Here is a 13,588-nt window from a genome sequence, read left to right on the forward strand (position 1 = left end):
GCCTCAGCTCTCGTTGAGCGGGCGCAGCAGGACGTCGTGGATGACGTCGCGCCCGGGTTCGCTGCCCCACAGACCTCGTTCGGCCATCAGCAGGGCGTTGAGCAGCTGGTCGTTGGCCAGGTCGGCGCCGTCCTCGCGCTGGCGGCGCAGGAACTCGGTGATGAGCTCGGCGCGCCGGCGGCCGTCCGCCGACCGGTCCGCGCCGAGGTGGGCGGCGACCATCGCGGCCAGCCGCTCCTCGGTCGGCGGCTGGATCTCCAGGCGGACGCAGCGGCGCAGCAGTGCCGAGGGGAACTCCCGCTCGCCGTTGCTGGTGAGGACGACCAGCGGGAAGTGGGCGCAGCGCACGTGGCCGCCGCGCACGATCGCCCGCCGGCCGGGGTCGGCGATGGCGACCTCCTGGGGGCCGGGGCCCAGGCGTTGGAGTTCGGGGATCTCGAACTCGCCCTCCTCGAAGACGTTCAGGAGGTCGTTGGGCAGGTCGATGTCGCTCTTGTCGATCTCGTCGATGAGGACGACCCGGGGTGTGCGCCAGGGCAGCAGCGCGGTGCCGAGCGGGCCGAGGCGCAGGAACTGGCCGATGGCGGGCGGCTGCCGGTCGCCGGCCGGGTCGCCGTCGTGCCGGGGGGCGCGCAGGCCGGCCTCGTGGAGGCGACCGATGGCGTCGTAGGTGTAGAGGCCGTCGCGCAGGGTGGAGCGGCTGCTGACGGACCAGCGCAGGACCGGCCCGAGGCCGAGTTCGTGGGCGACGGCGTAGGCGAGGGTGGACTTGCCTACGCCGGGCTTGCCGGTGATCAGCAGCGGGCGGCGCAGGTGCAGGGCCAGGTTGACGAGGTGGATCTCGCGTTCGTCGGCCTGGTAGGCGGTGGCCTGCCGGGTCCGGCCGAGCCGGCGGGCGGTGGGGCCGGTGGCGTCGTCGGCCGGGGGTGGCGGCAGTTCCTCGTCGCTGTCGACCCAGTCCCCGAAGGAGCGCCAGGCCGGGGCCGGCGGGAGGGCGGCGATGCCGTCGTGGGGCACGCCGGTGCCCCGGTAGATCCACCAGTTCTCGGGCATCGTTACCGCCTGCTCCTCGTCATTACGGTCGTCGAAGTCACTGCGCTCGTCGAAGTCGTCACGGTCGTCGAGTCCGAGCCGGCCTCGAAGTCACCGCGCCCGTCCGGGTCGTCGCGCTCGTCGGGAACCATTCGCCTCACACCATCCCCGGAAACCCGGCGTCCTGGTCCGGGTCCACGCAGTTCGGGTCGTCCCAGAACAGGGTGATGCCGTCCTGGGTCTCCGCCGCCCGGGTCACCTTGCGGTGCCGGTGGACGGCCTCCGGCAGGTGGGCCAGCGAGCGGGGGCGGTCACGGCGCAGGGCCTCGACCAGGTCCGTCGGGGCACCGGGGGCGCGGCGCCACAGCATGGCCGGAACACCGTCGAACACCATGGCGTCGAGCACGGCCGTTCGCACCCGGGGGTCGAGTTCGTCGTACGGGGTGTCGAGGCCGAGGCAGGCCAGGGTGGGCCGGCCGTCGAGCCAGCCGGGCAGGTCGGCGGCACGTTCGGGGTGCAGGGGCGGCCAGCCGATCCGGTCGACGGCCTCGCACTCCATCGTCTCGGCGAACAGGTGCTCCCACCGTTCGTACCAGTCGGGCGTCTGCAGCCACGGGTTGATGTAGCGGTCCAGGGAGCGGACCACGACGGGGTGCAGCAGTCCGAGCCGGTACCCGCCGGGGGTCGGGGACCAGAGTTCGGCGCTGTGGCCGAGCAGTGCCTTGGGCAGCAGGAACTCGATCCGCACGGGGCTGCGCCTGCTCCTGGCCATCTCGGTGAACAGCGCCTGCCAGCGGGCCAGTCGGGCGCTGCCTTCGGCGACGAGGTCCTCCTTGGCGAGGGAGTCGCCGGCGACCAGGTCGTTGAGGCGTTCGATCGGGCCGCCGGCCAGCGGCTGGCGGTAGTAGGAGGCCCGCAGGTGGTAGCGGCTCGCCTCGATGTGCTCCGGGGTCTCCGGGTCCAGCCGGATCTGCACGATGAGGCGGCCGGCCGCCGCCTCCCCGGGTGCCGGCCGGGCGACCGCGACGCCGTTCAACACCGCGGCCAGCTCCGCGAGTCGGGGGTACTGGAGGGCGAGCTCAGGGTCCCGTACCAGGCCGTCCAGGAAGGTCAGCGCGTAGCCGGCGTCGGGGCCGCCGAAGTGGTCCAGCAGCCGGCCGAGGATCTCCGGCAGGGTCGTCCGCCCGTCGATCCGGTGCCGGCCGGGGGCCCGCGGCGGCACGTGGACGAGGAGCCGCTCGGGGCCCGGCGGGGGCGTCAGCGCGCGCAGCAGGCCGATGACGCGCAGCAGGACGGCGGCGGGCAGGCCGGTCTCGGTGGTCAGGGCCAGTACGGCCAACTCCAGCCAGGGCAGCGCGCCGTCGTACGGGTCGTGGGCCCTGAGCGCCTCGCCGAGCGCGCCGAGCACGGCCCGGGGGTCGCGGGCGCAGCGGATGCTCCGCAGGATCTCCCGGACGTGCTCGCGCGCGGTGTCGGCCTCCTTGACGTCCAGGTGGAACAGCCGGGAGGACGGGCTGCGGCCCATCGTCTCCAGGACGCCCTGGCGGAACTCCCGCCGGGAGATCCCCCGGAAGTCGAAGAGGATCTCGGCCAGCAGGCCCTCGGCCGCCTCGATCGGGGTCGCGGCGGCGCTCCCCGGCTCGACGGCGGCCCGCGGCGACCAGCCGCCGTACGCCCCTGCGCTCATCACCCCTGCCCGCTCCCCCGCCCCTCGGCCACCGCACCGTTCGCCACCGCTCCGCCCGCCACCGCACCGCCCGTCGCCCATTCCACCAGGGACCGGAGCCGCTCCAAGGCGCCATCGTCCGGGGCGAGTTCCTCCAGCGCCGTGTACAGCGCGCGCAGGGCCGCCGACGCGTCGCGGTGGTCGCGGCAGCGGCGCACGATGCGGAACAGGTGGTCGCGGCGGTCGGAGCGCTCCTCGACCTCGAAGGAGTGCGGCAGGCCGAGCTGCTCGCCCATCCGCTCCAGCAGGTCGAAGCGCCCGTCGGCCCGCGCGGTGTACCGGACGGCCATCAGCGCGGCGACGAACTCGGCGTCGCCGGGCGGCGGTTCGGGCGCCGGGTCGGACCCGGAGGCCGGGGCCGACGGCCCGAGGAAGGCTCGCAGGGCCGCGAGCGGGACGTACCAGCCGCCCAGGTCCTGCTTGTACGAGCGGCTGCCCTTGAGCACGCCGCGCACCAGCCCGTCCGGGCCGACCAGCATGCTGCCGCTGAAACCGGGCTGCACGAAGCCGCTCACCCGGACGAACCCCCCTGACCAGCCGACGACCTGGAGTGCGGCCGTGTCGGCGTTGGCGCCCGGGGTAGGGGTCGCCTCGGAGTGGCCGAGGGCGGTCAGCCAGCTGCCCGGCTCGGCCTCGCCGCCGGCGAACGGGGCGACGGGGTGGCCGGTGGCGGCCGCCGCCGGGACGTCGAGCAGCGCGAGGTCGGGGAACGCCTCGAACGAGCCGTTGCCCACGGTGTCGGGCTCGGCCCGGACCGCGCCGGGCCGCACGGGGTAGCTGTTCGACTCGTGCCGGACGACCAGTCCCTCGGCCACGCCGCTCCGGTCGAGCACGACGTGCGCACAGGTGACCACCAGCCCCGGCGCGACCAGGAAGCCGCTGCCCCGGAAGCCGCTCGCCACCTCGATCCGCACGGCGCAGCGGTGCAGCGCCTCGGCGCTGGCCCGACCGAGGTGCGGGCCGGTCACTCCGCGGCGGCGGGCTCGATGGCCGGGCCGCCCCCGGCACCGCCTCCGGCCGCCGCACCGCCGTCCGCGCCCGTCGCAGTACCGCCGTGCGTACCGTTCGCACGCTCGCGCCGGGCCGCGAGGTCCCAGGAGAGCTTGACGGTCAGGCCCGCCTCGCTCCCGGCCTCCGCGATGATGCCGAGCAACTGTCCGGACTTCACGGCCAGTTTGAGGCCGAACTCGACCTCGAACGAGTCCGGCGCCCCGGCCCCGCCCTGGGCGATCGTCTCCGCCGCCCAGCGTCCGATGCCCTGGACCGTGCCGCGCACCTGGTCCAGTGACAGCGCCACCGCGGAGCCGACCCGGGCGGCCCGGTCCCGCAGCGCCACGTCCCCGAAGTCGTCCTCGTCCCCGGCCGTCTCGAAGCCGACCTCGCCGATGACCTCGGCCCGCACCGTGGTGCCGTCCCCCAGGTCGATCGTCTGCACCGTCACGTCCCCGGCCACGCCGTTCCCTCCCGTACGTCCGCCCCTGCTGCGCGCGCCACAATACCGCGACGCCCACGACACCCACCGTTACGGGGTCGGACACCCGCAGCACCCCCGAGGGCTCCTGAGTGCCCCTCAGCCGGCCGCCTCCGTACGGCCGGAACCCCGGAGGCTTTGAGCGTTTCTGCGCAGAGCACGCCCCGGCGGGCCTCGGACCGGACGCATTCCTGCTCAGTACTGCACTCACGATTGACATGAACCGCCCGAAGCGCCAAGCTGCTCTTTCGAAACTGCTCAAAACCAGCATTCTTCAAGCATCTTGGATCATCCGATCAAGCACGCACGAAGGCGGTAACTGCGGTGGACAAACGTGTGCTGGCCCTCGTCTCGGCGTGCGCCCTCGGCGCGCTCGCCCTCACCTCCTGCGGCAGCGGCGGCAGCGGTGGCGGCGGGACCGGCGCGGACGGCAAGGTGACCCTGAAACTGGTCGCCGCGGACTACGGCGACAAGGAGTCCAACAGCTCCAAGGCCTACTGGAACAAGGTCGCCACCGCCTTCACCGCGGCCAACCCGGACATCAAGGTCGACGTCCAGGTGGTGAACTGGAACGACATCGACAAGCAGGTCAAGACGATGATCCAGAGCGGCAACGTGCCGGACGTCCTGCAGACCGGCGGCTACGCCGACAAGGTCGCCGACGACCTGCTGTACCCGGCGCAGGACGTGCTGTCGCCCGGCACCCGGGCCGACCTGATCGACGGCTTCGCCAGGGCCGGACAGGTCAAGGGCGTGCAGTACGGCATACCGTTCGTCTCCTCGGCCCGCGCCCTGTTCTACAACAAGGCGCTGTTCCAGCAGGCCGGCATCGCCCGACCCCCCGCCGACTGGGAGGAGTTGCGCAAGGACGCCGAACAGCTCAAGGCCAGGGTGCCGGGCGTCACCCCGTACGCACTGCCGCTCGGGCCGGAGGAGGCCCAGGGCGAGAGCATGATCTGGGAGCTCGGCAACGGCGGCGGCCCCACCGGCAAGGACGGCGCGTACACCCTGAACAGCCAGGCCAACATCGACACCTTCCGCTGGCTCAAGGCCGACCTGGTGGACCCGGGGCTGACCTACGCCAACCCCGCCACCACCGACCGCAAGACCGCTTTCGCCGACTTCGCGGCCGGCAAGGCGGCCATGCTCGACGGCCACCCCTCGCTGATCCAGACGGCCCGGGACGGCAAGGTCGACTACGGCGTGGCGCCGATCCCCGGCAAGGCCGGCCCGCTCAGCTCCACCCTCGGCGTCGCCGACTGGATGATGGCCTTCAAGAAGAACGGTCACCGCGACCAGATCAGGAAGTTCCTCGACTTCGCCTACACCAAGGACAACCAGCTCGCCTTCGACGAGACCTACAACCTGATGCCGGTCACCCAGAGTGTGCTGCACGAGATGACCGGCAGCGGAAAGCACAAGGACCTCGAACCGTTCTTCGCCCTGCTGCCGAACGCCGTGTTCTACCCGCTCGGCGACACCACCTGGGACGCGGTCTCCGCCGAGCTCAAGAAGGCCGTCGGCAGCGCCGTCTCGGGTGACCCGGCCAAGGTGCTGGGCGACCTGCAGAAGAAGGCCCAGGACGCCGTCGCGAACAGGTGACGGCCGAACCGATGGTGACCTCCCACTCCCCCGTGCGCAAGGACCGTCGGCCGGGCCGGCTCGGCCCGCTGCCGTGGATCGCCCCGGCCGTGCTGCTGATCCTCGCCGTCGTGCTGTGGCCGGTGTACGAGATGGTCCGCACCTCGTTCCTGCGGGTGAGCACCAGCGGCTTCGTCCGCGGCTCCGCCGGGCTGGACAAGTACCGCAAGCTCTTCGGCGAGGCCGACCTCGGCCACGTGCTGCTCGCCACCGTCGCCTGGACCGCCGCCGTCGTGGCCCTGACGATGCTGCTCTCGCTCGGCCTGGCCCAGCTGTTCAACCAGCGCTTCCCCGGCCGCCGTTACGCCCGCTGGGCACTGATCGCCCCGTGGGCGGCCTCGGTCCTGATGACGGCGATCGGCTTCCGCTGGATGCTCGACCGGACGGCGGGCGTGCTCAACACCGCGCTGACCGACCTCGGCCTGGTCGACGGCCCCCGGGACTGGCTCGGCGACCCCTCGACGGCCTGGCCCTGGATGGTGTTCGTCGCGGTCTTCGTCTCCCTGCCCTTCACCACCTACACCCTGCTGGCCGGCCTCCAGACCGTTCCCGCCGAGGTGTACGAGGCGGCCAGGGTGGACGGCGCCTCGCCCTGGCAGTCCTACCGGCGGATCACCCTGCCGCTGCTGCGCCCGGCCTTCCTGGTCGGCCTGGTGATCAACCTGATCAACGTCTTCAACTCCTTCCCCGTCATCTGGGGGATGACCCAGGGCGGCCCGAGCAGCGACACCGCGACCAGCACGGTGTTCATGTACCAGCTGAAGGACACCGACATCGGGGAGTCGGCGGCGATGTCGGTGGTCAACTTCGCCCTCGTGGTGCTGATGGTGCTGGCCTTCCTCAAGGTCAGCCGCTGGAACCAGGAGGAGAGTTGACGACGCGCCGGCCCCGGAGGATCCCACCGCGCACCCTGGCCCTCGCGGGGGCGGCCTGGCTGCTGGCGGCGGTCTTCCTGCTCCCGTACCTGGAGATGGTCGTCACCGCCCTGCGCCCGGCCGACGAACTGCGCGACGCGACCTACCTGCCGCGGCACTTCGTCTGGTCCGGCTTCACCGGCGTCTGGCGCGACTCGACCCTCGGCGGCAACCTGCGGGTCACCCTGCTGGTCGCCGGCGGCTCCACCCTGCTGGCGCTGCTGGTCGCGCTGCCCGCCGCGTACTACACCGCCCGGGTCCGCTACCGGGGCCGCCGGCTGTTCCTGCTGCTGGTCCTGGTCACCCAGATGTTCCAGCCGACCTCCCTGCTGGTGGGCCTCTACCGCGAGTTCTACCAGCTGGACATGCTCAACTCGGTCTGGACGCTGATCCTCTGCAACGCCGCCTTCAACCTGGCCTTCACCGTCTGGATCCTCACGGCGTACATCTCCTCGATCCCGGTGGAGCTGGAGGAGGCCGCGATGCTGGACGGCCTCGGCCGGCTGGGGACGCTGCGCCGGGTGGTGCTGCCGCTGGCCCTGCCGGGCGTGGTCACCGCGGTGATCTTCACCTTCATCTCCGCCTGGAACGAGTTCGTGATGGGCCTGACCCTGTCCACCGACCCGGGCAGCCAGCCGCTCACCGTCGGCATCAACAGTTTCATCGGCAACTACACCGTCCAGTGGAACTACCTGTTCGCCGGCTCGGTCGTCGCGATCGTGCCGGTGGTGGTGCTGTTCGCCCTGATCGAACGGCACGTCGTCTCCGGACTGACCGCCGGATCGGTCAAGTAGCGCTCAGAACCGCCGGATTGACCCGAAGAGTCGACAGGAGAACCCCGTGCGCCTGCTCCGACCCCACCTCCGACGGGCCGCCCTCGCGGCGGCCCTCACCAGCATCGCCGCCATGGCCGGCCCGGTCGTACCGGCCCACGCCTCCGGCCCGCCCGCCGCCGTCCTGGACGGCGGCCACCAGGACGTCAGCTGGCAGAGCCCCGCCTACGCCAAGGGCACCCTCGGCGGCGCCACCTCCTGCCCCACCGCCGCCCAGGACCCGGACGGCACGGTCTGCGGCCGCTTCGACCTCACGGTCAAGGTCCCGTCGGGCTACTGGGACGACAACCCCGAGGGCGGCGTCCCGATCTCGGTCCAGTGGCAGAACCCCACCGACGACTTCGACCTCTACGTCTACGACGCCGACGGCAACAAGGTCGCCGAGAGCGCCGGCACGGCCGACCCCGAGGCCACCGTGATCCCCAAGGCCTCCGGCACCTACCACGTCCTGGTCGTCCCGTACGACGTGAAGGGCGGCTCCTTCACCGGCCGCGCCTACCTCCCCCGGACCACCGACGCGGGCGACCTCACCTCCTTCAGCGGCGGCGGGGGGAGCTACGACATCGCCGCTGGCACCCTCAAGGCCAAGGTCGACTTCCTCGCCGACGACCAGCTGCGCCTGCGCGCCGCCCCGGACGGCGACACCGGCGACCCGGTGGGCAGCGCCATCATCCGCAAGCAGCCCGAACTCCAGACCCGCACCTCCACGTTCGACGCCGGCGACCACTACGGCATCCGCTCCGGCCACCTGGTCCTGCGGGTCTACAAGCACCCCCTGCGCTTCGGCCTCTACCAGGCGGACGACCGGACGGCCATCTGGCAGGAGGACGCCCCGCTGCGCTGGTCCACCAACGGCCTGCGGCAGAGCCTGACCCGCGGCCCCGACGAGCAGTTCTTCGGCGGCGGCGAGCAGAACGGCAGCTTCTCCCACCGCGACCGGACCGTCCACGTCTCCAACAGCACCGACTGGAACGAGGGCGGCTACAACAACTCCCAGCCGTTCTACGTCTCCACCGCCGGCTACGGCGTCTTCCGCAACACCTTCGCCCCCGGCATCTACGACTTCGGCTCCCCGGTCCGCACCGGCCAGCAGGAACGCCGCCTGGACGCCTACTACTTCACCGGCGACGTCAAGTCCGTCATCGGCGAGTACACCTCGCTGGTCGGCAGGCCCTTCATGCCGCCGGTCTACGGCCTGGAGCCCGGCGACTCCGACTGCTACCTGCACAACGCCAACCGCGGCGAGCGCCACACCACCGACGCCCTCAAGGTCGCCGACGGCTACGTGCAGAACCGGATGCCGCTCGGCTGGATGCTGGTCAACGACGGCTACGGCTGCGGCTACGAGAACCTCCCCCGGACCGGCGACGGCCTGCGCAAGGACCACGCCCAGCTCGGCCTGTGGACCCAGAACGGCCTGCCCGACCAGGCCGAGGAGGTCAAGGCCGGAGTCCGGGTGCGCAAGCTCGACGTCGCCTGGGTCGGCAACGGCTACGGCTTCGCGCTCGACGCCTGCGACCGGGCGAAGGCCGGCATCGAGGACAACAGCGACGCCCGCGGCTTCGTCTGGCTGCCCGTCTCCTGGGCCGGCGCCCAGCGCTGCGGCGTGCTCTGGAGCGGCGACCAGAGCCTGTCCTGGGACTACATCCGCTGGCAGATCCCCACCTACGCCGGCGCCACCATGTCCGGCATCGCCTACGACACCGGCGACGTCGGCTCGATCTTCCGCCGCGACCCCGAGATGTACACCCGCGACCTCCAGTGGAAGGCCTTCCTGCCGACCATCATGACCATGGACGGCTGGGCCAGGGACATGTCCGGCAAGCAGCAGCGCGACCAGCAGCCCTGGCTGGACGGCGAGCCCTACACCTCGATCAACCGCAAGTACCTGCAGCTCAAGGAGCGGCTGCTGCCGTACATGTACACCCTGTCCGCCGAGGCCACCCGCACCGGCATCGGCGCGGTGCGCCCGCTCGCCCTGGAGTATCCGGACGACCCGGCGGCCCTCGGGCCGAACGCCAAGTACGAGTTCCTGGCGGGGCCGGACTTCCTGGTCGCCCCGGTCTACTCCGCCACCTCGGTGCGCGACGGCATCTACCTGCCCGAGGGCACCTGGACCGACTACTGGACCGGACGCACCTACCAGGGCCCCACCACGATCAACGGCTACTCCGCCCCGCTCGACACCCTGCCGCTGTTCGTCAAGGGCGGCTCGATCGTGCCGATGTGGCCCCAGGGCACGCTGTCCTGGGAGAACCGCGACCGCGGCGAACTCGACTACGACGTCTACCCCCGGGGCGACTCCTCCTACACCCTCTACGAGGACGACGGCGTCACCCGGCAGTACGCGGCGGGCTCCTCGGCCACCCAGCAGGTGGACGTCCACGCGCACGGCCCGGTCACCACCATCCAGGTCGGCGCCAGTGAGGGGAACTACAGCGGAAAGCCGGACGCCCGGTCGTACCGCTTCACGGTGCACGGCCAGTCCGCTCCGCGGACGGTGGTCACCCAGGGCGGCCCGCTGCCCCGGCTGGACTCGGCCGCCGCGCTCGACTCCGCCGCCTCGGGCTGGTACTTCGACCAGGCCGCGGGCGTGACCCACGTCAAGACCGCGCCCTTCTCCACCGACGACGACTTCTCCCTCCACCTGATCCACGGCGGCCACTGACCTCCACCCGCCCCCACGCGGCCCCGTCCCGCCCGGATCGTCCTCGCCGGGCGGGACGGGGCCGGCCGCGTCCGCCATCGGTTCCGATTTGTGACGTGCCCCTGTCTAGTTCGTCCGCGTCCCTCCGTGATGGGATGTGGACAACGGGGTCACGAGCGCGGGTGGGGGTACGTGGTGCGGAGTGGACGGCTGCTGGCACTGGACGAGGACGCGGCGCGTCTGGTCGCGGTGGGAGTGATCCGGCTGGGGGCCCGGGAGTGGCTCGGGGCCACGGGCCGGGCTCCGGACGGGGCAGCGGGATGGACGCCGGGCTGGGTGGACGGGCTGCACGCGGCGTCCTTCGCGGACGCGTGGCTGTCGTTCGGCGACGCACCCGCGCCCGGGCTGCGGTTGCCGGCGTCGACGGTGCTGCCGGCCGTGGCGGAACTGGCCGCCGAGCTGCTCCTGCGCTCCTGCGGGGAGGACGCCCCGACGGCCCTGGAACGGCTCGGACTGCGCTCGGCCGAGGCCCGCGAGCGGGCGGACCGGGAGGGGCTGGCACACCCGGCCGAGCCCTGCGCCCTCACCCTGGTGTGGCACGGCGTCCAGGCGCTGACCGCCGGGGACGCGGGGCCGGGCCGCCGCAGCAGCGACGACCGCCGGCGCATCGAGGAACGCGGTGAGGCCTACGTGCGCGAGCGGCACCGCCGCCAGGACACCCTCGCGCTCCTGCTCGGCTGCGCCCGGATCGCCGCGGCCGCTCTGGTGGAGCTCAGCGAGGGCGATCCGGAGCGGGTTGACGGGTGGCTGGAGCAGGACGCGGCACGTGCCATGCCGCGCGGCGGGCCCGTCCCGCTGTGGGTGCCGGGGCGGCCCGGGCACCCGGTCGACTGACGGCGGGGCCGCGGGGTCAGCGGAGTTGCCGGGCCCGCGGCCCCGCGGGGTCAGCCGGCCGGTCGACGCGGGCCGGGGTCGCTGGTACCGGGGCGACCGTTCTCCACGTGTCCGGCCCAGCGGCGGCGGAACGCCGGGCCGTCCGCCGCCGTGACGGTGACGTCGTACCAGCGGCTGTCGGCGGGCAGGTCGAAGGTGAACCGGGCGTCGTCGCCGGGGCGCAGGGCACGGCCCTGCTTCGCGCCCTTGGTGTACGCCTCCTCGGCGGTGACGGTCCGGGCCGTCTCCCCGTGGTTGGACACCGTGACCCGGACCTTGTTCTTGGCCGGCTCGAAGCGGGCGACCAGGCCGCCCACCGTCTTGCCCTCGAACTCCTGCACCGAGCCGTTCGGCCCGTGGGCGACGAGGTGGTAACCGCCGTCGACCAGCGGCCAGTGGTCCTCGAAGCTGTCGCCGGCCGAGACGGTGTAGCGGCGCGGCGCCGCGGCCGGCGCCGTCCGGTCGTAGACGTAGAGCCAGGCACCGGCGCTGCCCCTGTTGTCCAGGTTGAGCTGGAACACCGTCTGGTCGTGGGTCTCGTCCTCGTTGACCCGCAGGTCGTACGGGAGCGCGCGGGCCGGACGGGTGCCCGGCTCCTGGGTGGGCATCTGCTGCGGCAGCGGCACCTGGTACGGCTTTCCACGCGAGGCGATCGGCGCCGGCACCGGGATCGAGACCCGCCCGGGGTCGGCGCCGGAGAAGTCGAGCGCCGAGGTGAGGTCACCGCAGACCGCACGGCGCCAGGCGCTGATGTTGGGCTCCTCGATGCCGAACCGTGCCTCCAGGAAGCGGAGCACGGAGGTGTGGTCGAAGGTCTCCGAACAGACCCAACCGCCGCGCGACCACGGGGAGATGACCAGCAGCGGCACGCGCGGGCCCAGTCCGATCGGCTGCACTCCGCCGCGGTCCGCACCCGGGACCAGCGGGCTCATCTCGCCCGGGTACCTGGCGAGGTCGAGCAGCTCGTCGCCGAGGCTCGCCTCCAGGTCGGAGGAGACCATGCCCTGACCGCCCGGGCGGCTGACCACCGGCGGCATCGGCGGGACGACGTGGTCGAACAGGCCGTCGTTCTCGTCGTAGTTGATGAGGAAGACGGTCCGGCCCCACACCTCGGGGTTGGAGGTCAGCGCGTCCAGCACCAGGTTGATGTAGTAGGCACCGTCGGTGGGCGTGGCGGAGGGGTGCTCGCTGTACTTGTACGGCGGGACGATCCAGGAGACCTGGGGCAACCGGCCCTGCTCGACGTCGGCGCGGAACTCCTTGAGCGTGTGGTCCGTCGCCCCCTTCTCCACCAGCGGACCGGACGCGCCCTCGGCGACCTGGTACCGCTCGAAGAACATCAGCGAGTTGTCGGTGTAGTTGTCGGTTGGGGTGCCCGGCTCACCGGAACCGCCCTGGTACAGCTTCCAGCTGACCCCGGCGTCCTCCAGCCGCTCCGGGTACGTGGTCCACGTGTAGCCGTTCCTGTCGTTGCGCTCCTCCAGGCCGGGCCCGTTGGGCTTGCGGCCGTGGACGTTGCGCGGGTCGCTGGTACCGGTCCACAGGTAGATGCGGTTGGGAGCGGTGTCGGCGTGGACGGAGCAGAAGTACGAGTCGCAGACCGTGAAGGCGTCGGCCAGGGCGAAGTGGTACTGCAGGTCCTGACGCTTGAGGTGACCCATCGTCATGACGTCCTGCTTCTGGTTCACCCACTGGTCGTGGCGCCCTTCGTTCCAGGCGAGGTGGCCGCTGCTCCAGCCGTGGTCCGTACCGGCCTGGTGCTCGGTGGTGTTCCGGGGATCGATGTACCAGGGCAGCACCTCCTGCTCGGAGGCCGGCAGGCCGCGGTCGTGGTAGCGGCCGGTCTTCACGGCGGCGGCGGGCTGGTGCCAGTTGGGACGGCCGTCCGGCAGCAGGGTGGGGCGCGGATCCGCGAAACCGCGGACGCCCCGGAGGGTGCCGAAGTAGTGGTCGAAGGAACGATTCTCCTGCATCAGGATGACGACGTGTTCGACGTCCTTGACCGAGCGCGTCCTGCTGATCGCGGGCAGGGCGAGCGCCTTGCTGACCGCGGGCGGGAACGCGCCGAGGCCAGCGGCGGCCACGGACGCACCGCCCAGCTGGAGAAATCGGCGCCTGTCGATGGAGGCCACGTGGGGTCCTTCCAGGTCGGTGAGTGCACGGGTTCCGCTGGGGCTCGACCATAGGGGCCGCAGGCGGGACGTACACAGTCCGTCGGCGAACGTAGCGTGATCTTTCGGCCAACTCCTGTCCCGGAAATGCGAAGAACCCCCATCCGGGATCCGGATGGGGGTTCTTCTGAATGATTGTTCGGCGGCGTCCTACTCTCCCACAGGGTCCCCCCTGCAGTACCATCGGCGCTGTGAGGCTTAGCTTCCGGGTTCGGAATGT

The 13,588-nt window shown here is 72.2% G+C and carries 10 protein-coding genes and 1 rRNA gene; 5 read left to right on the forward strand and 6 right to left on the reverse strand.

Annotated features, from left to right (window positions below):
• Positions 1-3: 3 nt before the first annotated feature.
• The 4 genes from ACFV1W_RS30500 to ACFV1W_RS30515 form a co-directional block, all read right to left on the reverse strand.
• A complete protein-coding gene (locus ACFV1W_RS30500; RefSeq protein ID WP_380420489.1) occupies positions 4-1,053 on the reverse strand; it encodes an AAA family ATPase in 1,050 nt (349 codons plus the stop codon).
• Between the two features lie 136 nt (positions 1,054-1,189).
• Positions 1,190-2,719, reverse strand: a complete 1,530-nt coding sequence (locus ACFV1W_RS30505) for a hypothetical protein (protein ID WP_380420490.1) — start codon at positions 2,717-2,719, stop codon at positions 1,190-1,192.
• A complete protein-coding gene (locus ACFV1W_RS30510) occupies positions 2,719-3,726 on the reverse strand; it encodes a trypsin-like peptidase domain-containing protein (RefSeq protein ID WP_380420491.1) in 1,008 nt (335 codons plus the stop codon). Before ACFV1W_RS30510 ends, ACFV1W_RS30505 begins: the two co-directional genes overlap by 1 nt.
• A complete protein-coding gene (locus tag ACFV1W_RS30515; protein ID WP_380420492.1) occupies positions 3,723-4,211 on the reverse strand; it encodes a CU044_2847 family protein in 489 nt (162 codons plus the stop codon). The genes ACFV1W_RS30510 and ACFV1W_RS30515 overlap by 4 nt, the downstream gene beginning before the upstream one ends.
• Positions 4,212-4,553: 342 nt before the next feature.
• Between ACFV1W_RS30515 and ACFV1W_RS30520 the strand changes: the two genes are divergently transcribed.
• The 5 genes from ACFV1W_RS30520 (at position 4,554) to ACFV1W_RS30540 (ending at position 11,158) form a co-directional block, all read left to right on the forward strand.
• Positions 4,554-5,831, forward strand: a complete 1,278-nt coding sequence (locus ACFV1W_RS30520; RefSeq protein WP_380420493.1) for an extracellular solute-binding protein — start codon at positions 4,554-4,556, stop codon at positions 5,829-5,831.
• Between the two features lie 11 nt (positions 5,832-5,842).
• Positions 5,843-6,745 (forward strand): carbohydrate ABC transporter permease, encoded by a 903-nt coding sequence (locus tag ACFV1W_RS30525; RefSeq protein WP_380420494.1) that lies wholly within the window; start codon positions 5,843-5,845, stop codon positions 6,743-6,745.
• Positions 6,742-7,578, forward strand: coding sequence for a carbohydrate ABC transporter permease (locus tag ACFV1W_RS30530; protein WP_380420495.1), 837 nt, complete (start codon positions 6,742-6,744; stop codon positions 7,576-7,578). Before ACFV1W_RS30525 ends, ACFV1W_RS30530 begins: the two co-directional genes overlap by 4 nt.
• A gap of 46 nt (positions 7,579-7,624) precedes the next feature.
• Positions 7,625-10,285 (forward strand): TIM-barrel domain-containing protein, encoded by a 2,661-nt coding sequence (locus ACFV1W_RS30535; protein ID WP_380420496.1) that lies wholly within the window; start codon positions 7,625-7,627, stop codon positions 10,283-10,285.
• Positions 10,286-10,456: 171 nt separating this feature from the next.
• Positions 10,457-11,158 (forward strand): hypothetical protein, encoded by a 702-nt coding sequence (locus tag ACFV1W_RS30540; RefSeq protein WP_380420497.1) that lies wholly within the window; start codon positions 10,457-10,459, stop codon positions 11,156-11,158.
• Between the two features lie 50 nt (positions 11,159-11,208).
• Here ACFV1W_RS30540 and ACFV1W_RS30545 read toward each other — a convergent pair whose 3' ends face one another.
• Positions 11,209-13,329, reverse strand: coding sequence for a phosphocholine-specific phospholipase C (locus ACFV1W_RS30545; protein ID WP_380420498.1), 2,121 nt, complete (start codon positions 13,327-13,329; stop codon positions 11,209-11,211).
• A 176-nt stretch (positions 13,330-13,505) separates the two neighbouring features.
• Positions 13,506-13,588, reverse strand: a 5S ribosomal RNA gene (gene rrf / locus ACFV1W_RS30550); the annotation flags it as partial.

The sequence above is a fragment of the Kitasatospora sp. NPDC059648 genome, assembly GCF_042734825.1.
In the GTDB taxonomy this organism is placed as follows: domain Bacteria; phylum Actinomycetota; class Actinomycetes; order Streptomycetales; family Streptomycetaceae; genus Kitasatospora.

Bases quoted from the DNA above. Each gene is read 5' to 3' on its own strand.
- ACFV1W_RS30500 (WP_380420489.1), bottom strand. From the start codon at position 1,053: ATGCCCGAGAACTGGTGGATCTACCGGGGCACCGGCGTGCCCCACGAC.
- ACFV1W_RS30505 (WP_380420490.1), bottom strand. From the start codon at position 2,719: ATGAGCGCAGGGGCGTACGGCGGCTGGTCGCCGCGGGCCGCCGTCGAG.
- ACFV1W_RS30525 (WP_380420494.1), top strand. From the start codon at position 5,843: ATGGTGACCTCCCACTCCCCCGTGCGCAAGGACCGTCGGCCGGGCCGG.